Genomic DNA, 22,449 nt, shown 5'->3' on the forward strand with positions numbered 1-22,449 from the left:
CGGGACCCGCCGGGTGCGCGGTCGCAAGTGGCGAGGCGCGGGGCATGTGGGTTCGCGAGGCTTCGTCGGAGCAGGTCATCGCAACGATGGGGGATCTGCCGGCTCCTGCGGCTGCGGAAGGCGGGGTGGTCATGAAGGTCCTCCCGGAGTGTGGGGTGATGGCGGCTCGTGCCGAGAAGGGTGATCAGGGACGCGTGACAACGGGGTGTTCAAGGAGGCTCAGCCGGGACCCGGTGGCCGAGGAGTCCTCCCGGGGACGGGTGGCCGAGAAGGCTTTCCGGGGACGGGTGGGTGGCTGGGCTGGGTCATGTCACGCCGAGCCAGAAGCTGAGGGCCGCGTTCGTCTCGTCTTGTCCTGGGGTGTCCTTGTCGGCCAGGTCGGCGAGGGTCCAGGCAACTCGTACGACGCGGTCGAGGCCGCGGGCCGTGAGGGTGCCCGCGTCCAGGCAGGCCGTCATGGGGCGCATGGCCTCGTCGGAAGGGCGGTAGTCGGCGTGGAGGACGGAGGAGGGGATCTCGGCGTTGGAGCGCCACTGCGTGCCCGCCAGGCGCTTGGCGGCTCGTTCGCGGGCCGCCAGGACACGTTCGGCCACCGTCTCGCTCGATTCCACGAACTGGCGGTCGGCCAGGAGCTCGCGGCGCGACGAGCGGGTGATGGTGACCTTCATGTCGATGCGGTCGAGGAGCGGGCCGGACAGGCGGCCCAGGTAGCGGCGTCTGATCGTGGGGGAGCATCTGCAGGTCTCCGTCTGGTCCTCCGCTTGGGCGCAGGGGCACGGGTTGGCCGCCAGGACGAGCATGAACCTGGCCGGGAACGTGACCGAGCCCGCCGACCTCGACACCGTCACGCGGCCGGACTCCAGGGGCTGCCTCAGCGCGTCCAGGACATGCCGCGGGAACTCCGGGGCCTCGTCCATGAACAGGACACCCCGGTGGGCCAGTGAGACGGCTCCGGGGCGGACGACCGTACTGCCGCCACCGATGATCGCGGCGGCGGTCGCCGTGTGATGCGGGCCGACGAACGGAGGGCGGCTCATCATCGGCGCGTTGGGCGGCAGGACGCCCGCGACCGAGTGGATGGCGGTGACCTCCAGGGCGTGGTCGAGCTCCAGGTCCGGCAGGAGGGTGGGGAGGCGTTCGGCCAGCATGGTCTTGCCTGTGCCGGGCGGGCCGAGCATCCACAGGTTGTGGCCGCCGGCCGCGCACACTGCGAGGGCTCGGCGGGCGGCCGGCTGGCCGACGACGTCCGCCAGGTCGACGTCGGGGGCGCCGGTGGTCTTGGGCGGCTCGGCGTACTCCTCGAACTCGGGCTTGGGCGGATCGTCACCCTTGCGAAGCCACTCCACGAGCTGGCGCAGGTCCGCCACCGGGATCACCTTCACGTCGGGCACGAGGACGGCCTCCGCGGAGTTCGCGGAGGGGACCACGACCGTGACGTCACCGTGCTTGGCCGCACCCAGGACGGAGGGAAGCACGCCGCGTACGGCTCTGATGCGGCCGTCGAGGCCGAGCTCTCCCAGGAAGAACGGCTCCGCGATACGCTCGGCCGGGACCACGCCCGCCGCGCCCAGGATGGCCACGGCTATCGCCAGATCGAACTGGGAGCCACGCTTCGGCAGGCTGGCCGGGAAGAGACTGACGATGATGCGGGCGTCGGGCCAGGGGTAGTTGCTGTTGACCATCGCCGATCTGACGCGGTCACGGGCCTCGCTGAGCGCTGTGTCGGGGAGGCCGATGAGGTGGATGCCGGCCAGGCCGTTTCCCACGTCGGCCTCGACCTCGACCGTGCGGCCCGCGACCCCCACCAGGGCCACGCTGCGCGTGCGGGCCACGGCCATCTAGATCGCCCCCCGTACGTGGCGGAGGGCGAAGTCTCCCGCGAAGCGCTCCAGGGCGATCACGTCCACGCGGACGGCCTCGAACGTGCGGGGCTGCGCGGACAGCCATTTGGCCGCGAGCATGCGTAGCCTGGCCAGCTTGGCGGGGCTGACCGACTCCAGTGCCGTGCCGTGGGATCTGCCCGAGCGGGTTTTGACCTCGACCACGACGAGGGTGGGGCCGTCCTCCGCGATGATGTCGATCTCGCCGTGGCGGCAGCGCCAGTTGCGTTCGACGACCTTCATGCCCGCGGCTTCCAGGTAGGTCACGGCTGCCTGTTCGCCGCGTTTGCCTAGCTCGAGCTTGCTTTCCTTGGCCATGTGCCACCTCCGTCGGGTCGATCCGGTGCGGGTTCCGGGATCACCTTCGCGGAGGTGGGATGACGGGGGCAGGGCCGAACGGGGTTCTGTGGATTAGGGGGTGTGGGGTGGCGGAGGGTTGTGGACAACCGGCTGGGCTGCCGCAGCCGCCTGAGGTCTAGCTGTGCTCTATGAGCTGTATGGGCTGGATGTGCTCAGTGAGCGTGCTCAGGTGTTTGGTGTGGTGAGGGTGCAGCGCAGCAACGGGGGTTGGGCGCGGCCCATACAAACACCGGGACCGGTGGACATCGCGGGAGAAGGGTACGGCCGCCGCCGACAAGCGTGGGCACGGTCGGCGCGCGCCGAGCGCGCGAGTAGGACAAGGGCAAGCGCTGGCACGGCCGGCGCGAGTGCAGTACGGATAAGCGCGGGCAAGGCTGGCGCCAGTGAAGAGCGGGAAAGCGCAAGCACGGCTGGCACGAGTGAAGCGCGGGTAAGCACAAGCACGACCGACGCGAGCGAAACGCGAATAAGCGCAGGCAAGGTCGGCACGAGTGAAGCGCGTGCAAGGCCGGCACGAGTGAAGCGCGTGCAAGGCCGGCACGGGCGTCGACGACGCGAGTGAGGCGCGCGCAGGCGTGGTCACGGCCGCGAGACGGCACAGCACCCGGCGCCCCGGGCACAGTCAGACGCTGGGCACGCCACAAGCCGCCCCTGACAGCGACAAACCGACGGACCCGGGGCAGGAGGCTCCACCCCCGCTCACTCCCGGCACACCCCCGAGCCCACCACCACGATCCCCTACCCGGAGAACCCTTCCTTGGGCATCTCCAGATCAGCCTTGGCCAGCTCCTCCACGTTCACATCCTTGAACGTGACCACCCGGACGTTCTTCACGAACCGCGCCGGCCGATACATGTCCCAAACCCATGCATCCTGCATCTTCACATCGAAGAAGACGTCGCCGTTCTCGGCGGTCCGGACGTCGAGATCGACCGAGTTGGTCAGATAGAACCGCCGCTCAGTCTCCACCACGTACGTGAACAAACCGACGACATCACGGTATTCGCGGTAAAGCTGCAGCTCCATCTCGGTTTCGTACTTTTCGAGATCCTCTGCGCTCATCGCGGTCCTCCTGTCGTACCGGTCCCCCGGTTCGCCTGCTCAGGCAACCCCGGCCCCCATTTCATTTTCACCCATCTCCCTCGCCACCGTGACGAAGGAGTAACGGTGATCAGGACACGGGCCGTGTGTTTCCAGCGCCAGCCGGTGTCCTGGTGTGACATACCCCTTGTGCTCGGCGAAGCCGTACTGCGGGTAGCGCTCGTCGAGCGCGACCATCAACCGGTCCCTGGTCACCTTGGCCACGATCGACGCGGCCGCCACGCACGCGGCCACCTGGTCCCCCTTCCACACGGCCAGCGACGGCGCCGGGAGCCCCGGGACCGGGAAGCCGTCCGTCAGGATGTACTCCGGGTCACAGGGCAACTGCGCGACAGCTCGCCGCATTCCCGAGACGTTGCACTTGTGCAGACCTTTGGCATCGATCTCCCCCGGCGGGATGATCACTATGCCCACGTGCGAGAGACGCATGATCTGGTCGTGGAGGCGCTCGCGCACCTGCGGGGTCAGCAGTTTCGAGTCGCCCAGGCCGTCGATCTGCTTGCGCAGGATGACGGCCGCGACCACGAGGGGGCCGGCGCAGGCGCCGCGACCGGCCTCGTCGACGCCCGCAATGGGGGTGAGGCCGCGGCGGGCCAGCGCCCGCTCATAGGCGTAGAGTCCGGAATCGCGCCGGACGACGCTCGGTCGAGGGCGGAACGCAACTGTCATGACACAGGCAGCGTACGCCCCATTCGCCGCATACCGCGACTGGAAGGCGGCTCTACTTGACCTTGTCGAAAATGTCGGGACGGGAGAAGAGATAACCCCGCGACAGCGGCCAGTAGCGCAGCACGGCCTTGCCGACCACCGCGTCTTCCGAGATGAAACCGCCTCCGGGCTCCCCCATGTGGGCCCGGGAGTCGGCCGAGGCGCTGCGGTGGTCGCCCATCAGCCAGAGCTTCCCGGCGGGCACGGTGACGTCGAACTCATCGCCAGAAGCGAAATCGTCCGGGTAGAGGTAGGACTTCTCGTCCAGCGGCGTACCGTTGACCGTGATGCGCTTCTGCTTGTCGCAGCACACCACCTTGTCGCCGCCGATGCCGATGACCCGCTTGATCGTGTCCTCGCCGTTCCAGCCCTTGAAGACCACGATGTCGCCGCGCTCGGGCTTGCCCGCCAGCTTGTTGACGAAGACCCGGTCGTTGACCAGCAGCGTGTTCTCCATCGACACCGACGGGATGTAGAACGACCCGACCACGAACGCCTGAAGCAGCAGCGCGATGCCGACGCCCATGACGAGCAGCAGCACGGTCTCGCGGAAACCGCCCTTCTTCTTCTGTTTCCCCACGCCCTCCGCCTTTTCGGTGTCGGCCATCAGCGCCTCCTCCGCAGGCGGCGACGGACCAGCACCAAGGGTACGGCCATGCCGAACCCGGCGACCAGCGGCACCGATCCGCCCAGCGCCTGCAAGGCGGGCTGGGCGAACGTGTCAGGGATGTCGATCGTGTCGAACCGGTTGAACGGCCAGACGATCACGAAGGCCCGCCCGATGACCTGGCCTTCGGGGATGGAGCCGCCGCCCGGGTCACCGGTGTGCGAGCGGGAGTCGAGCGAGACCGAGCGGTGGTCGCCCATCACCCACAGCCGCCCCGGCGGCACCGTGACGTCGAAGAACTCGTCGGAGGGCACGTCACCCGGGTAGAGATAGCTCTCCTCGTCGATGGGCGTGCCGTTGACCGTGATGCGTCCCTTGGAGTCGCAACACTTGACGTGGTCGCCGCCCACGCCGATGACCCGCTTGATGTAGTCCTTCTCGCCGGGGATGATGCCGAAGGCCGTGCCGACCCACCGGAAGAAGCCCTCGACCGGGTTGGACGGCTCCTCCAGCTGGAACTCGCCGTCCCAGGAGTCGACGCCCGAGAAGACCACCACGTCACCGCGCTCGATGTCACGAGTGTGGTAGACGAGCTTGTTGACCAGGACCCTGTCGTTCGTCAGCAGGGTGTTCTCCATCGATTCCGACGGAATGTAGAAGGCCTGGACCACAAACGTCTTGATGATCAGGGCCAGCGCCAGGGCTACGACGATGAGTACGGGGAGTTCTTTCCAGAACGACCCCTTCTTCTCCTGTTTTTCGCCCTTGGCAGGCTTCTGAGTCTCTTCGGCGACCACGTCCACCTCGTCCTCGACAGGGCGGCGCGCCGCGCCGTGCTCCTGGCTTTCGCTAGTCATCGCTGACGAGCCTAGATGATGCTTCGGCCCGACAAGCCTCGACCGACGTTACACCGTGCACGAGTCGCTCCACATAAAGGAAACGGCCCTGTAAAGCCGAATGGCCCGCGCGAGGCGCGGGCCATCGAAAAAGACCACCTGGTTACTTGGCGGTGGCCGTCTCGCGCTTCTCGCGGATGCGGGCGGCCTTGCCGCGCAGGTCGCGCATGTAGTAGAGCTTGGCGCGACGCACGTCACCGCGGGTCACGAGCACGATCTTCTCGATGACCGGGCTGTGCACCGGGAAGGTACGCTCGACGCCGACACCGTAGCTGACCTTGCGGACCGTGAAGGTCTCGCGGGCACCGCTGCCCTGGCGGCGCAGCACGAAGCCCTTGAAGACCTGGATGCGGGAGCGGTTTCCTTCGACGACTCGGACGTGAACCTCGAGCGTGTCACCGGGGCGGAACGCCGGCACGTCGCCGCGCAGGGTCGCCTTCTCGAGCTCCTGGATCTTCGTGTGCATGAGAGCTGTCCTCAAGTCCTCGCGAGCACGCGGAGGTCCACCCGGCCTGAGCTCGCGGCGGACACGCTTGCTGGTTTGATGTGCCCGGGACCGTTTCCCGGGCATGACGGACCAACCGATAGACGGTTGGCAGCGATTCAGTTTGCCACATCTTCCGGCTGGAGGCGAAACGAGAGCTCTTCGAGCAGCTTCCTGTCGTGCTTGTCGAGCGTTTCCGGGTCGAGCGCCGCCGCCAGCTCGGGCCGGTTCCGTACGGTGCGCCGGATCGCCTCGTCGCGCCGCCAGCGGGCGACATTTCCGTGATGTCCGGACAGCAGCACGGCAGGCACCTCGTGCCCGCGCCACACGGGCGGCTTGGTGTAGACGGGCCCCTCGACCAGGTTCCGCATCGACCCGGGCGCGAACGAGTCGTCCACGGCCGACTGGGCGTTGCCCAGCACGCCGGGCAGCAGCCTGCCGACGGCCTCCACCATGACCAGCACCGCCACCTCGCCGCCTGCCAGCACGTAGTCGCCGATGCTGACCTCGTCCACGCGCATCCGCGAGGAGTACTCCGCCATGACCCTGGAGTCGATGCCCTCGTAGCGGCCGCACGCGAACAGCAGCCACGGCTCCTGCGCCAGCTCCTGCGCCAGCTCCTGGTCGAACGGCCGCCCGCTCGGGGTCGGCACGATCATCCGCGGCGAGCCCCCCGCGGCGACGGCGTCGATGGCCTCGCCCCACACCTCGGGCTTCATGACCATGCCAGGCCCCCCGCCGTAGGGGGTGTCGTCCACGGTCTTGTGCACGTCGTGGGCCCAGTCGCGCAGCTGGTGCAGCCGTACGTCGAGCGTGCCCCGCTCACGAGCCTTGCCGATCAGCGAGACGTCGAGCGGCGCGAAGTACTCGGGGAAGATCGAGATGATGTCGAGCCGCATCACAGCAGCCCTTCCGGAGGATCGACGACCAGCCGGCCCGCCTCCAGGTCGACCTCGGGCACCAGCTCCCTGACGAACGGGATGAGCGCGTCCTCCTGGCCCTTCCGCCGCACCACGAGCAGGTCCTGGCCGTGGTGGAGCACGTCCTCCACCTCCCCGACCGGCTCGCCCGCGACGGTCTGCACGCTCAGCCCGATGAGCTGGTGGTCGTGGAACTCGTCGGGGTCGTCGGAGGGCGTCACCTCGGAGGAGTCGATGACCAGCATGGTGCCGCGCAGCTCCTCGGCGGCGTCGCGGTCGGCGACCCCCTCGAACGTCAGCAGCAGCACACCCTTGTGCCACCGGCGCCCGGTGACCACGAGCGGCCCCCGGTCGGCGGGATCGGTCGCGATCGGTTTGCCGGCGACGAAGCGCAGCTCGGGATCGTCGGTGCGCACCTCCACGGTCACGTCACCGCGTACCCCGTGCGGGCGGCCTATCCGGCCGACGACCAGCTGCACGTGAACCTGCCTTCTCTCTCAACGCGGAGCGCCCCCATCGGAACGAGACCGATGAGGGCGCACAAACCTGACGCTAACGGACTGCTTCGTGCAGATCGAGCAGATCGACCCGCACGTACTTCCCGTCGGCCAGGGCGTTCACGACCGTGCGCAGCGCCTTGGCGGTGCGCCCGCCGCGTCCGATGACCTTGCCCAGGTCCTCGGGGTGCACCCGGACCTCCAGGACGCGCCCGCTGCGAATGCGGCGTGCGCGGACCCGGACATCGTCGGGATGTTCGACGATGCCCTTAACGAGGTGCTCGAGAGCCTCCTCGAGCACGTCAGGCCTCGCCCTCGGACGGGGTCTCGGCGGCGGCCTCGGCCTCGTCCTTCTTCTTGCTCTTCCGCGGCGTGGTGGCGGTCGTGCCGGTGTCGCCACCGGACAGCGCCTCCTTGGCCGCGGCCTCGTAGACGGCGTGGCGGTCGGGCGCGGGCTCGGCCACCAGCAGCGGCGCCGGAGCGGGCTCGCCCTTGAACTTCTGCCAGTCACCGGTGAGCTTGAGCAGCTTGAGCACCGGCTCGGTCGGCTGCGCGCCGACACCCAGCCAGTAAGCCGCACGCTCGGCGTTGACCTCGATGCGCGAAGGGTTCTCCTTCGGGTGGTACAGGCCGATCTCCTCGATCGCCCGGCCGTCACGCTTGGTGCGGCTGTCGGCGATGACGATACGGTACTGAGCGTTGCGGATCATGCCGAGCCGCTTGAGCTTGATCTTGACTGCCACGGGTGTGGTCTCTCCTGCATTCGAGCGTGGGTGAACGGCACCTCGCCGAGTGGGGCACGACGGGATGACGCTCCAGGGACAGGCGTGTCCGGCGGGAGGTGAGAGGGCACCCGCATGGCCACGGTGTTCCAACATGTCATTGTGCCAGATCGACGGCACTGCCTACGACCTGTCACGACAGCGCACCGCAAAGGTCCGGCAAGGGGTGGATACCCCCACCCCGCCGCCGACGTCCTACTTCTGCCCGGGCAAGCGCAGCTTGGACGGGTCGAAGCCGGGCGGAAGCTCCATCCCCGGCGGCAGCTTCCCGCCGAGGTTGCCCAGCACCCCGCCCTGCTGGGGCGCGTCGGCGGCCGGCTCGGCGGCCGACGGCTTGCCCAGCGCGGCCTTGCGCGGGTCGCCGCTGACGCGCCGCCCCTTCTTGGCCTTCTTCTGCGCCTTGCCGGCCTTGCCCTTCCCGCCGGGCATGCCGGGAATGCCCATGCCGCCTGCCATCCGCTTCATCATCTTCTGGGCGTCGAAGAAGCGGGTGACGAGGCTGCTCACCGCGCTCACCGTCACGCCGGAACCGGCGGCGATGCGGGCGCGGCGCGAGCCGTTGATGATCTTGGGGTCCTGCCGCTCGGCCGGGGTCATCGAGCGGATGATGGCCGCGATGCGGTCGAGGTCGCGGTCGTCGATGGAGTTGATCTGGTCGCGCATCTGCCCCATGCCGGGCATCATGCCGAGCAGGTTCTTGATGGGGCCCATCTTCTGGACCATCATCATCTGCTCGAGGAAGTCCTCGAGCGTGAAGTTCTCGCCCGAGGTGAGCTTGCCGGCCATCTTGGCGGCCTGCTCCTCGTCGAACGTCTTCTGGGCCTGCTCGATCAGGGTGAGGATGTCACCCATGTCGAGGATGCGCGAGGCCATCCGGTCGGGGTGGAAGGCGTCGAAGTCCTCGAGCTTCTCGCCCGTGGACGCGAACATGATCGGCCGGCCCGTGATGTGCCGCACCGAGAGCGCCGCACCACCGCGGGCGTCACCGTCGAGCTTGGTCAGCACCACGCCGTCGAAGCCGACGCCCTCCATGAACGCCTGCGCCGTCGTGACGGCGTCCTGGCCGATCATGGCGTCGACCACGAACAGGGTCTCGTCGGGCGTGACCGCGTCGCGGATGTCGGCGGCCTGCTGCATCATCTCCTGGTCGATGCCCAGGCGGCCGGCGGTGTCGATGATGACGATGTCGTGGTTGAGGCGCCTGGCCTCGTCGATCGACCTGCGGGCGACCTCGACCGGGTCGCCCACGCCGCTGCCCGGCTCGGGCGCGAAGACGGCGACCTGGGCGCGCTCGCCCACGACCTGGAGCTGCTGGACGGCGTTGGGCCGCTGCAGGTCGGCGGCGACGAGCATGGGCGCGTGCCCCTGCTCCCGCAGCCACCTGGCCAGCTTGCCCGCCAGCGTCGTCTTGCCCGCGCCCTGGAGGCCCGCCAGCATGATGACGGTCGGCGGCGTCTTGGCGAAGCGGAGCCTGCGGGTCTCGCCGCCGAGGATCCCGATCAGCTCGTCATTGACGATCTTGACGACCTGCTGCGCCGGGTTCAGCGCCTGGGAGACCTCGGAACCGCGGGCGCGCTCCTTGACCTGGGCGACGAACGCCTTGACCACCGGCAGCGCGACATCGGCCTCGAGCAGGGCGATGCGGATCTCGCGGGTGGTGGCGTCGATGTCGGCATCGGACAGCCGCCCCTTGGATCGGAGGGAGGAGAAGACCGATGTCAGCCGGTCGGATAGCGTCTCGAACACGTGGTTGGCCAGTCCTCGAAGCGAATGTACGTCTAAGACTCCAGCCTATCCGCTCCGCTAGCCGCTCCAGCCTGGCACGGCCATCCTGACCGTCAGCGCGTGCTCGACGAGCTGGATCAGGACGTTCTTCACCGAGTCCTTCTTGCGGGCGTCCAGCCGGACCATCGGGATGTGCGGCGACAGGGTGAGGGCGTCGCGCACCTCGGTGTCGCTGTGCGGGTAGGAGCCGTCCCAGCCGTTGATGCCCACCACGAACGGCAGCTGCGCCTCCTCGAAGTAGTCGATGGCCGGGAAGCTGTCGGCCAGGCGGCGGGTGTCGACGAGGACGACCGCGCCGATGGCGCCCCGTACGAGGTCGTCCCACATGAACCAGAACCGGTGCTGCCCGGGCGTGCCGAACAGGTACAGGATCAGGTCACGGTCCAGGGACACGCGGCCGAAGTCCATGGCGACGGTCGTGGTCGACTTCAGCGGTGTCATGCCGAGGTCGTCGATCCCGGCGGAGGCGTCGGTCATGACGGCCTCCGTCGTCAACGGCATGATCTCCGACACCGCTCCCACGAACGTCGTCTTGCCCACCCCGAACCCACCGGCGACGACGATCTTCGTCGACGTGAGGCCGGGGCTAGAGCCTGCGTAGTCCACTGAGCACCCTTTCCAGCAGGTTGACGTCCGGTCTACCTGCCTCGAGCTGCGGCTGATGCACCCGAACCAGGCCTTCCGCCGCCATGTCCGCGATCAGAACACGCACCACGCCGAGCGGGATCCGCAGCAGCGCCGAAACCTCGGCCACCGACCTGACCTGCAGGCAGAGCTGGCTGATCGCCTTGTACTCGGGCGTGATGTGGGAGAACTCCCGGTGCTCGGCGGTCGCCGAGGACACCAGGGCCTCCATCGCCAGCTTGACCTTGGGCGCGGTCCGCCCGCCTGTCACGGCGTACGGCCGTACAGGGGAGGCGGGGTCAGAGCTGACGGGCGGGGGCGGGGGCTCCCAACCGCCGCTGTTCCACGAATTCGTCACCTACATCACCTGGTCTGGCTGGCGCGCAGCTCGGCGCGCACAGCCGGAGTCAGCACCTGACCGGCGCGATCGACCATCAGCGTCATCTGATACGCCACCAGACCCATGTCACAGTCCGGCGCCGCCAGCACCGCCAGACACGAACCATCACTGATCGACATGATCAGCATCAAGCCGCGCTGCATCTCCACGATCGTCTGATTGACCGCGCCGCCCTCGAAGACCCTGGCCGCACCCTGCGTCAGCGAGACCAGACCCGACGCGATGGCCGCCAGCTGGTCGGCCCGATCGGCGGGGAAACCCGCCGAAGCCGCCAGCGGCAATCCGTCGGACGAGACGACCACCGCGTGCGCGACTCCTGGAACGGTACTGACGAAGTCGGTGATTAACCAGTCCACCCCACGTGCCGCGTGGCTCAGGTCGTTCATGCGCTCTCCTTCGTCGATCGCATGAACGACAGTCGGCTGTGTGTGACTGGCCGCTCGCTGCGCTCGCTCATGCGCCCTCATCCCTACTGTCACTCCTGGGGCCGGACCCGTACGTCCTGCCCTCGCTGATGTCGTCGCGCGCGGCCCTGAAGCCTTGCTGGAAGCTCGACAGCCGGCTGCGTACGCGCTCGGGCGAGACCGCCGGCATGGGTGCGACGCCCTTGGGCGCCGATACGGTGTCCGCCGAGCCGGGCACCAGGTTGGCCTTGGGCACCCGTTTGGGCAGGCCCGCCGCCGTCGCGCCGTCGCGCACCGGCTCGCGTACGGCCTCCGCCCTGCTCCAGCCCGCGTCGGCGTTGGCCGAGCCCCACGTGGCGTTGGCCTCGGCCGCGTTGTGGTCGAACCAGGCCGACTCCACCGAGGCGAAGATCGGCAGGTACTCGTCCCCCGCCGAGGCCGGCTTGACGGCGGGCATGGGGCCGGTCGCGGCCGACTCGGTCTCGGGGAAGCTGTTGAAGCTGCCCTTGGCGGGCAGCGGCTGCTCGGGGCCGCGCGTCCACGGGCGGGTCTCGTCGGGCAGCACGCCGCGCTGGGGCAGGCCGCTCTCCCGCTGCGGCAACCCGCTGTCGCCGGTCATGGGGCCGCGCGAGCTGACCCAGACGTCGTTGGAGGAGTCGGACGACATCCAGCCGCCGGCTTCGGCGGGGAAGGCCGGGCCCGACGCCCAGGAGCCGCTGCCGCCCTGCGGGACGGGCTCCGACGGGTACGACGGATACGACGGGTGTCCCGGGCCGAGCTGGAACGACGAGGCGGGCCAGGGGCTGGCGGCCGCCGGCTGCGGCGTGTGGAAGGCCTCCCTGGAGGCGCCGCCCGCGGCGGCGGGGGTGCCGACCGGGGCGGCCTGCGCGCCGAGCAGCGACTCGGGGATGAGCACCATGGCGGTCAGGCCGCCGGAGCCGTGCGGGCGGAGCTGGACGCGGATGCCGTGCCGGTGCGCCAGCCTGGCGACCACGAACAGGCCCATGCGGCGCGAGACGGACACGTCCACGGTGGGCGCGTCGGTCAGCCGCTCGTTGGCCTGGGCCAGCTCCTCCGCGGTCATGCCGATGCCGGAGTCGCTGATGGAGAGCATGATGCCGCCGCCGTCGATCCGGCTGCCGGAGACGGGGACGCGGGTCTCGCGGGGCGAGAACGACAGGGCGTTCTCGATCAGCTCGGCGAGCAGGTGGATGACGTCGTTGACGGCCTGGCCGGCGATGGAGACGCCTTCCGGCACCTCCAGCACGACCCGCTCGTAGTTCTCGACCTCCGACAGCGAGGCACGGGCCACGTCGACCAGCTTGACCGGCTGGCTCCAGCGGCGCGGTGGCTCCTGGCCGGCCAGGACCAGCAGGTTCTCGCTGTTACGGCGCATGCGGGTGGCCAGGTGGTCCAGCTTGAACAGGTTCCCCAGCCGCTGCTCGTCCTGCTCACCCTGCTCCAGGCCGTCGATCAGCGTGATCTGCCGCTCCACCAGCGTCTGACTGCGCCGCGACAGGTTCACGAACATCGCGTTGACGTTGGAACGCAGCCTCGACTCCTCGCCCGCCAGGCGGACCGCCTCGCGGTGCACCTCGTCGAAGGCCCGGGCGACTTCGCCGATCTCGTCCCTGGAGTTGATCTCGATGGGCGGGACCCGTAGCTGGTCGGGGTCGACGTCGGTGTTGCGGAGCTGGCGGACCAGGTCGGGCAGCGTGTGCCCGGCGATCTTCAGGGCGTCGCCGCGCAGGCGGCGCAGCGGGCGTACCAGCGAGCCGGCCATGAGGGCGGTGATCGCGAGGACCAGGACCAGCAGCGCGATCACGATGCCGATGTTGATCGCGGCGAGCTGCCTGTCGCCGCTGGCGACGTCGGCGCTTCGGGTTGCCACCTGCTCCGACAGCGACTTCTGCACCTGGTGGTGCCGGTCGACGGTCTCGGAGATGGCGTCGAACCAGCTGTCGGTGTCGTTGACGGTCTTGTTGTCGAGCCGGCGCAGGGACTGGCCGTTGTTGTTCAGTAGCACGGCGCGGCTGATGTAGAGCTCGGCGAGGCCGATCTTCCGGCTGGCGACCGTGTTGTCGAAGTTCTGGCGCTGCGTGGCCGTGGCGACCGTGTTGAACGCTGTCCGCTCGCTCTCGCGGCGGGAGCGGGCGTCGAGGAAGGCGTTGAACTCCGGCTCCTCGAACTCGCCCCTGACCAGCGCGATCGTCAGCAGCGCGCGCTGCTTGGAGGCCTGCTCCTGCGCGCGGGCGATGGCGCGCAGCGCGGAGGCCGTCGCGATGAGCTGCTCGTCCGTGGAGCCCTGTCCGAGCTCGTCGTAGATCTGCAGCATGTCGGCGATGGTCTCGGAGTACTTCTCCACGGTCGGCAGCGGCGGGAGCTCCGAGCCGACGACCGTCTGGCGCAGCGAGGCGAGCTGGCTGAGCCGGACCTCGATCCGGTCGAGAGTCCTGCGGCCCAGGTCCGACAGCGACGGTTCGACGGTCTTGGCGAGATCCAGCGTGCGGGTGACGTTGGCGTCCACGATGCCCTGCTGGCTCTTCAGCTTCTCCTCGTCCCGCCTGCCCTCGGCGACGAAGCGGGCGGCCAGGTCACGCTCCATACCGAGATCGCGGGAGAGCTCGCCGATCTGGACGACCAGCCTTCCCGAGTCGCTGATGAGCTGGTACTGCTGGGCGCTGCTGATGGAGCTGGTGACGCGCAGCGCGCCCAGGATCACGGCCACGATCGTGGGGATGGCGATGAGAGCGATGAGGCGGGTACGCACGCGCCAGTTGCGCAGCGCGAACGAGCTGCCCGAGCGGGGCGGCTGCTGCGGCTGCGGCGGCGCCGCACCGCCCGCAGACTCTTCCGGAACGTCCGGAGCGCTACCACGACCGGAGCCGGTCGTTGTTGTCCTCACTGGTGGCAACCTCTCGCCATGGCCTGCTTTAGGGGGGTCTCAGCGGCTTCGTCACACGGACGAGTGATCGCAGGCAAGTTCGAGGCCCAATTTGAGCACAAACCTCATACTTAGGCCAACGTCTCGACGGTTTTCAACCGTTCCAACTCACACATTGTTCACGTGGCAAACCCCTGGACACGGAGCGCAACCAACGCTCCAATCCGGACATACAGTCACTAAACACCACTTACAGCGCTATTTACATCTATAGCGGCGCACAGACATATTTTGCCGATAAACGGCATAAATGTGGCATAGTGCTGCCGTTCGGATCTCCCCTCCGGTACGCTTCACGCCCGGCATCCCGTGCCGATCTCCAGAAGACTTCCCCCTGGTAGGAGAACCCCCCGATGACACGCAAACTGCGCTGTCACGCCATTGTTCTCGGCGTCACAGTCGCTCTCACCCTTGCCGGCTGCGGAGGCTCCGACACTCCGGAGACCTCCGCCAACAGCAACGGCTTGGAGAAAACCACCATCACGGTCGGGGCGCTCCCCATTCCGGACCCGGTATCCCTCTACATCGCCAACGCCAAGGGCTTCTTCAAGGAGGAGGGCCTGACCGTCACGCCGAAGATCATCACCGGTGGCGCCGCGGCCATTCCGGCGATCGAGAACGGCTCGCTCGACATCTCGCAGACCAACTACGTCTCGACGTTCCTGGCGGTCAGCCAGGGCAAGAAGATCAAGCTGGTCGCGGACATGTACCAGGCCGCCCCGAACACCTTCAACATCATGGTCCCGAAGGACTCGCCGATCAAAACGGTGGCGGACCTCAAGGGCAAGACCGTTCTGGTCAACAACCTCAGGAACATCGCCACGCTCTCGACGACCTCGCAGCTCAAGGTGGCCGGTCTCGCGGAGGGCGACGTCAAGTTCGTCGAGAAGCCGTTCCCCGAAATGGGCAACGCGATCCTGAGCGGCCAGGCCGACGCGGGCTGGATCACCGAGCCGTTCATCACGGCCAACCAGAGCCAGCACGGCTTCCGCAAGCTGGCCGACACGATGACGGGTCAGACCGCCGACCTGCCCATCGCCGGCTGGATGGCCACCGAGGAGTGGGCCGCGAAGTACCCGAAGACGCTGGCCGCCTTCCAGCGCGCGATCGCCAAGGCGCAGCAGCTCGCCTCCAGCGACCGCAAGGAGATCGAGGCCATGCTGCCGAAGTACACGAAGATCGACGCCAAGACGGCCTCGGTGATCACGCTGGGCTCGTTCCCCAGTGAGCTGAACGCCAACCGCCTGCAGAAGGTCGCCGACCTCATGCTCGAGTACGGCTACCTCAAGAGCCCGATCGACGTGAAGTCGGTCATCGCGGCTCCCTCGTCGAACGGATGACCGGTGCACGTCTGCTCCGCGGCGCCATCGGCGCCGCGGGGTTCCTCGTTGTGGGGGAGCTGGTCATCCGCTTCGGCGTGAGCGGCCAGCTGGACTTCCCCGCCCCCTCGACCATCCTGCTGGAAGCCGCGCGCCTGCCGGCCGACCCCGAGTTCATGGCCGGCGTCGGCACGACCCTCACGAACTGGGTGCTCGGCCTGCTCATCGCGACCGTCATCGCCGTACCGGTGGGCGTGCTGCTCGGCGCGCTGACCCCGCTGGAGCGGGCGATCCGGCCGCTGCTCGAGTTCATGCGGCCGATCCCCTCCGTGGCGATCATCCCGCTGGCGATCCTGCTGATCCCGGTGGACGAGCTGATGAAGATCTCGGTCATCGTGTACGCCTCTGTCTGGCCGATCCTCATCAACACCCTGTACGGCATGCACGACGTCGACCCGCTCGCCAAGGAGTCGCTGCGCAGCTTCGGCTTCGGCCCGCTGGCCGTGCTGGCCAGGGTGAGCCTGCCCAGCGCCGCCCCGTTCGTCGCGACGGGCATCAGGATCGCCGCCGGCATCGCGCTCGTCCTGGCCGTCAGCGCCGAGCTGCTGGCCGGCGGCTTCAACGGGATCGGCGTCTTCGTGACGGTCGCGGGCAGCGGCAACAGGACGGACCTCATGATGGCGGCCACGTTCTGGGCCGGCGTCATCGGGGTGCTCGCCAACGTGCTCCTGATGGCCGGCGAACGGCGCCTCTTCCACTGGCACCGGATGCGGACGGGAGCCACGCAATCATGAAGAACCTCCCCAGACTCCTGGTGATCCCCGCCGTGCTCGTCGTGTGGGAGCTGATCACCCGGGCGATCGGGGACCCCGACTTCCCGCCGCCCACGACGATCGTCGTCCGCATGTACGAGCTGTGGTTCTCCGGCCCCGTCGCCCGCGTGTTCCTCACCGACGACGCGATCGCCAACATCCTGCCGAGTCTCGGGCGCATGTTCGGCGGCTGGATCCTGGCGGCGCTGATCGGGATCCTGGCGGGCGTGCTGCTCGGGCGCTCCCGCGCGGCGACCGACTTCGTCAACCCGCTGATCGAGTTCGGCCGCGCGCTCCCGCCGCCGCTGCTGATCCCGGTGTTCCTCGTGGTCATGGCCGGCCTGTCGAGCGAGACCGTGAGCGGTGTCCTGATCACCCAGCTCTCGACGATCGTGTTCGGCGTGATCTGGCCGGTGCTGCTCAACTCCATCGACGGCGTCAGGGCCGTGGACCGCACCTACACCGAGACGGCGACGGTCTTCAACCTGTCCAAGCTGCAGTACCTGCGCGTGGTGCTGCTCCCCGCCGCCTCGCCGAAGATCTTCGCCGGGCTGCGGCTGAGCCTGTCCCTGGCCCTGATCATGATGGTGATCAGCGAGCTCCTCGGCGGCTCCGACGGCATCGGGTACCAGCTCCTGCAGGCCCAGCGCAGCTTCGACGGCGCGGGGGTGTGGGCGGCCATCGCGCTGCTCGGCATCCTCGGCTACGTCGTGAACAGCCTGTTCGTGCTGGCCGAACGGCGCGTGCTCGTCTGGCACCGGCAGGCCAACCGCAACCCGTGATCCCCTGGAAGGACACATGCCGCATTCCGATGACCTCTTATGGGGAGCCGTAGGAGACATCTCCCGCTTCGCGGCCCTGCTGACCATGGCGGAGCTGGGCCTGGCCGACCACCTCGCGCAGGGGCCGCTGGGCAGCGCCGAGCTGGCCCGGCGCTGCGGGGCGCACGCTCCCTCGCTGCGCAGGGTCCTGCGCGAGCTGGCGAGCATGGGCGTGGTCAGGGTGGCCGGGCCCGACGCGTACGACCTGACCGAGAAGGGCACGCCGCTGCGCTCCGACGTGCCCGACTCGGTCCGCTCGTCGATCCGCATGCTCGGCGAGGAGAGCTTCTGGTACGCCATGGGCATGCTGCCCGCCACCGTCCGCGACGGCGGCTCGGCCTTCATCAAGCGCTACGGGCCCCTGTACGACCACCTCGCCGCCCATCCGGACGTCAGCCGGATGTTCGACGACTACATGACCGCCAGGGCCATCCCCCTCACCGAGGGCCTGGCCAAGCGGTACGACTTCCCCGCCACCGCGACCGTGGTGGACGTGGCCGGCGGCAAGGGACACATCCTGGCCACGATCCTGCGCGCCAACCCGCAGACGCGCGGTGTCCTGCTCGATCTGGAGCACGTGACGGAGCACGCCAGGCAGACGCTGGCGGCCGAGGGCCTGGCCGACCGGGCGCAGGTGGTCGCCGGCGACATGTTCGCCGGGGTTCCTGCAGGCGGCGACGTCTATGTGCTGGCCAGCGTCCTGCACAACTGGGACGATGACGATGCGGTCAGGATTCTGCGCAACGTCCGCGAGGCAATGAACCACGAAGGGCGCGTCCTCATCCTCGAGGTGGTGCTCCCCGACAGCGAGGAGCCGCACCTCGGCAAGGACATTGACATGCGGATGCTGGCGATCTTCAATGGCGGCACCGAGCGCAGCCGCGACGAGTACGCCGCCGTGCTCGACCAGGCGGGGCTGGTTCTCAGTGACGTCGTCGAACTCGGGTCCGGCGCCAACCTCATCGAGGCCAGGCGCCGCCGCTGACCCCTTCCCAGCCTCCGCCGGACCACCGGACTCAGAAAGGCAGTGGCGATGCAACTGACCAGGATCGTAGTCGCGGGCATGGCAGTGGCGCTGGCGCTCAGCGCGTGCGGAGGCGGAGGAGGAGAGGGACAGGCCGGCACGACCGGCGCCGCGTCATCCGGAGGGCTGGAGAAGACCCAGCTCCTGGTGGGCGTGGTGCCGGTGCCGTCCTCGGCGTCCCTGTTCATCGCCGAGAAACGGGGCTTCTTCAAGGAAGAGGGCCTGACGGTCAAGACCGAGATCATCCAGGCGCCGACGGCGGTCATGCCGAAGATCGTTAACGGCAGCATGGACGCGTTCATGACCAGTTACGTGGTGCTCATGACCATCAACGACTCGGGCGCGGCCAAGCTGAAGCTGTTCCAGCACACCATGGGCGGCGCCCCGAACGTCTCCGGCGTGGTCGTGGCCAAGGGCTCGCCGGTCAAGACGGTCGCCGACCTGAAGGGCAAGACGGTCGGGGTCAACGTGCTGAAGGCGCTGGGGCAGACGGTGACCAACGCCCACCTGCAGGAGGCCGGGGTCAGGCCGGAGGAGGTCAAGTTCGTCCCCGTGCCGTTCGCCGACCAGCTCGGCGCGCTGTCCACGGGCAAGGTGGACGCGGCGTGGCTGGTGGAGCCGTTCCTGAGCGCGGCCAAGAAGGGCGGCGCCACCCAGATCGTCGACACCACGAGCGGCGTCACCGAGGGCGTGCCGATCGACGGCTGGGGTGTCACCGAGCAGTGGCTGACCAAGTACCCGAAGACGGCCGCGGCCTTCCACCGGGCGCTGGCCAAGGCCCAGGAGGTCGCCGGCGCCGATCGCAGGGCGATCGACGAGGTCGTGCCGACGTACACGCAGATCCCCGCGGACACCGCGGCGACGATGACGCTCGGGACGTTCACCATGGAGCCCGACAGGGCCAGCGTGCAGAAGCTCGCCGACCTCATGCACGGCTACGGCTACCTGAAGGCCAAGGTGGACGTGGGCCAGCTCTTCGCGTCGGTCGGCGGATGACCCCTCGGACCGGGCGCGGCGCGATCAGCGCCGGGCCCCGGCAAGGTGTGCTCGGCGCCGGACCCGGGCGCGGTGTGCTCGGCGCCGGACCCGGGCGCGGTGTGCTCCGCGCCGGAACTCGGCGCGGTGTGCTCGGCCTCGCCGGCGTGGTGGGGTTTCTCGCCGCCGCCGAGGTGGCCGGGCGGACCGGGCTGATCCCGGACTTCCTGCCGTACGTGTCGCACGTGCTCGCCACGGCGGCCACGCTGCCGATGGACGCGCAGTTCAGGACCGACGTGCTGGCCACGCTCGGCCCGTGCCTGCTCGGGCTGGTGATCGCGATCGCGGTCGCCGTGCCCGTCGGGCTGCTGTTCGGGACGGTGCCGTTCATGGAGCGCTCGGCGCGGCCGCTGGTGGAGTTCCTGCGGCCGATCCCGTCGGTGGCGCTGATCCCGCTGGCGGTGTTCCTGTTCCCCGAGGGGCACGACGCCAAGACCGCGCTGGTCGTCTACACCTGCTCGTGGCCGCTGCTCATCAACACGATGTACGGCCTGAGCGACGTCGATCCGCTGGCCAAGGAGACGCTGCGCAGCTTCGGCTTCGGCCCGCTGGCGGTGGCGCTGCGGGTGAGCCTGCCGAGCGCGGCGCCGTTCATCGCGACGGGGGTGCGGATCGCGGTGGCGGTCACCCTGATCGTGGCCGTGAGCGTGGAACTGCTGGCGCCCGGTGGCGGCGGGATCGGGGCGTTCCAGTCGCTGGCGGGCAGCGCCAACCGGCTGGACCGGGTGCTGGCGGCCACGGTGTGGGCCGGGGTGCTCGGGCTGGCGGCCAACCTGCTGTTCACGGCGGGTGAGCGGCGGCTGTTCCGGTGGCACCACACGCGGACGGGGGAGGGCACGTGAGCGTCGTGCGGCGGGTGGCGTGGTACTGGCTGCTGCCCGTGGCGGTGGCGGCCTGGGAGTTCGTGACGCGGGCCGTGCAGGCCACGTACTTCCCGCCGCCGTCGCAGATCGTGGCGCGGCTGCACGAGCTGTGGTTCTCCGGGCCGCTGTCGCGGGTGTTCCTCACCGACGAGGCGGTGGCGGACCTGCTGCCGAGCCTGTCCAGGCTGTTCACCGGGTGGTCGATCGCGTGCGCGGCGGGGGTGCTGTTCGGGGTCGTGCTCGGACGCTCGGCGTGGCTGTCGGGGCTGGTGGAGCCGCTGGTGCACTTCGGCCGCTCGGTCCCGCCCGCCGCGCTGCTGCCGGTGTTCCTGGTGCTGTTCAAGGTGGGCACGCCGATGCAGCTCGCCTCGATCGTGTACGGCGTCGTCTGGCCCGTGCTGATCAACAGCATGGACGGCGCCCGCCACGTCGACCGCCAGTACATCGAGACGGGCGCGGTCTACCGGCTGAGCTCCTGGCAGCGGCTCACCAGGATCATCCTGCCCGCCGCCGCCCCGAAGATCTTCGCGGGGCTGCGGCTGAGCGTGTCGCTGGCGCTGATCATGATGGTCATCTCCGAGCTGGTGGGCAGCAGCGAGGGGATCGGGCACCGCATGCTGGAGGCGCAGAGCCAGTTCGACATCCCGGCCATGTGGGCGGGGATCGTGCTGCTGGGGCTGCTCGGCATCGGGCTCAACGCGGCGTTCCTGGGCGTGGAGCGGGCGGTGCTGGGCTGGCACACGAGCGCGCGCACCGGCGACGCTTGATCGCGGGGTCAGCCGTACAACCGGGCGATGGCGGCAAGCTGCCTCGCCCGGAGCTCCGCCCGATCGGGCGCACCTTCCGCGGGCCGCTCGACGTCGTGCCTGGCGTACTCCTCGGCCCACAGCCCGGTCTTGACCCGGCTGAGCAGGTTGGCCATGCCGGGCCGCAGCCGGGCCCTGCGCAGCGCGGCGAGGTCCAGCTCGGCCGCGGCGACCAGCGTCTCCCCCGGCCCGGCCTGCGCGAGCACCCGCCCCTGGTGGTCGATCACCTCGGAGCCGCCGTTGGTGGAGTCGCCGGGGATCGCGATGCCGGTCAGGCCGCCGCTGTTGGCCGACACCACGTAGGCCAGGTTCTCCACCGCGCGGGCGCGGCGGGCGACGGCCTTGGGGGTGAGCGCCGGTGACGACGCCTCCGAGGTCGGGTTGCACAGCACCTCGGCGCCGCGCAACGCCAGCGCCCGGGCCAGCTCCGGCATGAGGATCTCCTCGGAGGCGACCACGGCGAGGTTGCCGAGCTCGGTGCGGGCCACCGGGAGCACGCCGTCGATGCCGTAGATCTCCAGGTAACGCTCCCACACGTCGTACGGGGTGGGCGAGAACAGCGAGTGCAGCCTGCGGTAGCGCAGCACGGCCTCGCCCGCCGGGGAGAGGATCACCGTGGCCTGGAAGAACAGGCCGGGGAAGTGCTCGTCCCGCTCGTAGGCGTTGACGCACAGGAACACGTCGTGATCTGCGGCGATGGTGCCGAGCGCGCGGTACTCGGGGCCGCCGGGGTCGAGCGCCGCCCGGTCCCGCCACTGCCCGGTGCTCTCCCCCATGGGGAAGCCGGTCAGCACGTACTCGGGCAGCACGACCAGGCGCAGCTCCGGCCCCAGCCACGCCTTCGAGCCGCCCACCTGGACGCCGATCCGGTCGATCGCGGTCCCGATCCCGGCTCCGACACGGGTCTCCACCTGCAGGGCCAGCGCGGTGTACGCGGTCATCCGACCCGCCTCTCGTCGATCAGCGTCCGCCGCACGCACACCCCGTCGCGCAGCCACTGCCACACCCGGCTGCGGGAGCGCCCGTCCTCGCTCAGCACGATCAGCTCGAACAGGCGCAGGTCCTGCCCCTTGTACTGCCAGGTCAGGTAGATCGTGCTGGTGTCCAGCTCCCGGAACTCGCCCTTGAGCCGCTCGGTGTCGAAGCCGCACCGGCCGCCGCCGAGGTAGGCGCCGGGGAACTCGTGCACCTCCGTGCGGCCGTCGTCCCAGGTGTAGCGGTTGGTCTGATGGTAGACGGCGTCGTCGCGGATCTCGCAGGTCATCCGTACCCGGTGGCGGTCGAGCAGGTCGCCGTCGGGGCCGACGTGGCGGTATTCGCCCTCCCATTCGCCCTCGTGCCGGGCCAGCAGCGGCATCTGCGCGCGCAGTCCCATCC

Annotated in this window: 25 protein-coding genes; 7 read left to right on the plus strand and 18 right to left on the minus strand. The window is 69.3% G+C overall.

Annotated elements, in window-relative coordinates; translation table 11 throughout:
* Positions 1-305: 305 nt before the first annotated feature.
* The 16 genes from ACBJ32_RS18855 to ACBJ32_RS18930 form a co-directional block, all read right to left on the minus strand.
* Positions 306-1,838 carry a YifB family Mg chelatase-like AAA ATPase gene (locus ACBJ32_RS18855; RefSeq protein WP_375127837.1) on the minus strand — a complete coding sequence of 511 codons (1,533 nt, stop codon included), beginning with the start codon at positions 1,836-1,838 and terminating at the stop codon, positions 306-308.
* Complete coding sequence (locus ACBJ32_RS18860; RefSeq protein ID WP_357875453.1) at positions 1,839-2,198, minus strand: YraN family protein; 360 nt, start codon at positions 2,196-2,198, stop codon at positions 1,839-1,841.
* Between the two features lie 780 nt (positions 2,199-2,978).
* The gene (locus tag ACBJ32_RS18865; protein WP_026215037.1) at positions 2,979-3,302 is read right to left on the minus strand and encodes a DUF2469 domain-containing protein; all 324 of its coding nucleotides are present in this window, start codon (positions 3,300-3,302) and stop codon (positions 2,979-2,981) included.
* Between the two features lie 39 nt (positions 3,303-3,341).
* Positions 3,342-4,010 carry a ribonuclease HII gene (locus ACBJ32_RS18870; RefSeq protein WP_357875455.1) on the minus strand — a complete coding sequence of 223 codons (669 nt, stop codon included), beginning with the start codon at positions 4,008-4,010 and terminating at the stop codon, positions 3,342-3,344.
* 52 nt (positions 4,011-4,062) lie between these two features.
* On the minus strand, positions 4,063-4,656 hold the full coding sequence (gene lepB, locus ACBJ32_RS18875; RefSeq protein ID WP_375127838.1) for a signal peptidase I: 594 nt from the start codon (positions 4,654-4,656) through the stop codon (positions 4,063-4,065).
* A complete protein-coding gene (lepB, locus tag ACBJ32_RS18880) occupies positions 4,656-5,513 on the minus strand; it encodes a signal peptidase I (RefSeq protein ID WP_375127839.1) in 858 nt (285 codons plus the stop codon). The genes lepB (ACBJ32_RS18875) and lepB (ACBJ32_RS18880) overlap by 1 nt, the downstream gene beginning before the upstream one ends.
* A 142-nt stretch (positions 5,514-5,655) precedes the next feature.
* Positions 5,656-6,018: a 50S ribosomal protein L19 gene (gene rplS / locus ACBJ32_RS18885; RefSeq protein WP_357875460.1), complete on the minus strand. Its 363-nt coding sequence runs from the start codon at positions 6,016-6,018 to the stop codon at positions 5,656-5,658.
* A 137-nt stretch (positions 6,019-6,155) separates the two neighbouring features.
* A complete protein-coding gene (gene trmD / locus ACBJ32_RS18890) occupies positions 6,156-6,935 on the minus strand; it encodes a tRNA (guanosine(37)-N1)-methyltransferase TrmD (protein ID WP_375127840.1) in 780 nt (259 codons plus the stop codon).
* Complete coding sequence (gene rimM / locus ACBJ32_RS18895; protein ID WP_357875464.1) at positions 6,935-7,435, minus strand: ribosome maturation factor RimM; 501 nt, start codon at positions 7,433-7,435, stop codon at positions 6,935-6,937. The genes trmD and rimM overlap by 1 nt, the downstream gene beginning before the upstream one ends.
* Before the next feature lie 73 nt (positions 7,436-7,508).
* On the minus strand, positions 7,509-7,754 hold the full coding sequence (locus ACBJ32_RS18900; protein ID WP_043634919.1) for an RNA-binding protein: 246 nt from the start codon (positions 7,752-7,754) through the stop codon (positions 7,509-7,511).
* Position 7,755: 1 nt separating this feature from the next.
* Positions 7,756-8,196 (minus strand): 30S ribosomal protein S16, encoded by a 441-nt coding sequence (gene rpsP / locus ACBJ32_RS18905; RefSeq protein WP_357875466.1) that lies wholly within the window; start codon positions 8,194-8,196, stop codon positions 7,756-7,758.
* A 234-nt stretch (positions 8,197-8,430) separates the two neighbouring features.
* Positions 8,431-9,981 (minus strand): signal recognition particle protein, encoded by a 1,551-nt coding sequence (gene ffh / locus ACBJ32_RS18910; RefSeq protein ID WP_357875468.1) that lies wholly within the window; start codon positions 9,979-9,981, stop codon positions 8,431-8,433.
* A 57-nt stretch (positions 9,982-10,038) separates the two neighbouring features.
* The gene (locus tag ACBJ32_RS18915) at positions 10,039-10,626 is read right to left on the minus strand and encodes an ATP/GTP-binding protein (RefSeq protein ID WP_080042343.1); all 588 of its coding nucleotides are present in this window, start codon (positions 10,624-10,626) and stop codon (positions 10,039-10,041) included.
* Positions 10,607-11,002, minus strand: coding sequence for a DUF742 domain-containing protein (locus tag ACBJ32_RS18920; protein WP_080042344.1), 396 nt, complete (start codon positions 11,000-11,002; stop codon positions 10,607-10,609). Before ACBJ32_RS18920 ends, ACBJ32_RS18915 begins: the two co-directional genes overlap by 20 nt.
* A 5-nt stretch (positions 11,003-11,007) precedes the next feature.
* Positions 11,008-11,430 carry a roadblock/LC7 domain-containing protein gene (locus ACBJ32_RS18925; RefSeq protein ID WP_080042345.1) on the minus strand — a complete coding sequence of 141 codons (423 nt, stop codon included), beginning with the start codon at positions 11,428-11,430 and terminating at the stop codon, positions 11,008-11,010.
* A 67-nt stretch (positions 11,431-11,497) separates the two neighbouring features.
* A complete protein-coding gene (locus ACBJ32_RS18930) occupies positions 11,498-14,353 on the minus strand; it encodes a nitrate- and nitrite sensing domain-containing protein (protein ID WP_375127841.1) in 2,856 nt (951 codons plus the stop codon).
* Between the two features lie 503 nt (positions 14,354-14,856).
* Here ACBJ32_RS18930 and ACBJ32_RS18935 point away from each other — a divergent pair.
* The 7 genes from ACBJ32_RS18935 to ACBJ32_RS18965 all read left to right on the plus strand — a co-directional run bounded on the left by ACBJ32_RS18935 (position 14,857) and on the right by ACBJ32_RS18965 (position 21,033).
* Entirely contained in the window at positions 14,857-15,732 is an 876-nt protein-coding gene (locus ACBJ32_RS18935; RefSeq protein ID WP_375127842.1) for an ABC transporter substrate-binding protein, read from the plus strand.
* A complete protein-coding gene (locus ACBJ32_RS18940; protein ID WP_375127843.1) occupies positions 15,729-16,505 on the plus strand; it encodes an ABC transporter permease in 777 nt (258 codons plus the stop codon). Before ACBJ32_RS18935 ends, ACBJ32_RS18940 begins: the two co-directional genes overlap by 4 nt.
* Positions 16,502-17,305 (plus strand): ABC transporter permease, encoded by an 804-nt coding sequence (locus tag ACBJ32_RS18945; protein WP_375127844.1) that lies wholly within the window; start codon positions 16,502-16,504, stop codon positions 17,303-17,305. Before ACBJ32_RS18940 ends, ACBJ32_RS18945 begins: the two co-directional genes overlap by 4 nt.
* A gap of 16 nt (positions 17,306-17,321) precedes the next feature.
* Positions 17,322-18,329 carry a methyltransferase gene (locus ACBJ32_RS18950; RefSeq protein ID WP_375127845.1) on the plus strand — a complete coding sequence of 336 codons (1,008 nt, stop codon included), beginning with the start codon at positions 17,322-17,324 and terminating at the stop codon, positions 18,327-18,329.
* A gap of 78 nt (positions 18,330-18,407) precedes the next feature.
* The gene (locus ACBJ32_RS18955) at positions 18,408-19,364 is read left to right on the plus strand and encodes an ABC transporter substrate-binding protein (RefSeq protein WP_375127846.1); all 957 of its coding nucleotides are present in this window, start codon (positions 18,408-18,410) and stop codon (positions 19,362-19,364) included.
* Positions 19,365-19,510: 146 nt separating this feature from the next.
* Positions 19,511-20,245, plus strand: a complete 735-nt coding sequence (locus ACBJ32_RS18960; RefSeq protein WP_375127847.1) for an ABC transporter permease — start codon at positions 19,511-19,513, stop codon at positions 20,243-20,245.
* A complete protein-coding gene (locus tag ACBJ32_RS18965; RefSeq protein ID WP_375127848.1) occupies positions 20,242-21,033 on the plus strand; it encodes an ABC transporter permease in 792 nt (263 codons plus the stop codon). Before ACBJ32_RS18960 ends, ACBJ32_RS18965 begins: the two co-directional genes overlap by 4 nt.
* Positions 21,034-21,041: 8 nt before the next feature.
* Here the strand turns inward: ACBJ32_RS18965 and ACBJ32_RS18970 are convergent, their stop codons facing one another.
* Positions 21,042-22,013, minus strand: a complete 972-nt coding sequence (locus ACBJ32_RS18970) for a nitrilase-related carbon-nitrogen hydrolase (RefSeq protein WP_375127849.1) — start codon at positions 22,011-22,013, stop codon at positions 21,042-21,044.
* A complete protein-coding gene (locus ACBJ32_RS18975; RefSeq protein ID WP_375127850.1) occupies positions 22,010-22,447 on the minus strand; it encodes a DUF3598 family protein in 438 nt (145 codons plus the stop codon). The genes ACBJ32_RS18970 and ACBJ32_RS18975 overlap by 4 nt, the downstream gene beginning before the upstream one ends.
* Between the last annotated feature and the right edge of the window lie 2 nt (positions 22,448-22,449).

Source organism: Nonomuraea sp. GTA35 (assembly GCF_041950525.1).
Lineage (GTDB): Bacteria > Actinomycetota > Actinomycetes > Streptosporangiales > Streptosporangiaceae > Nonomuraea.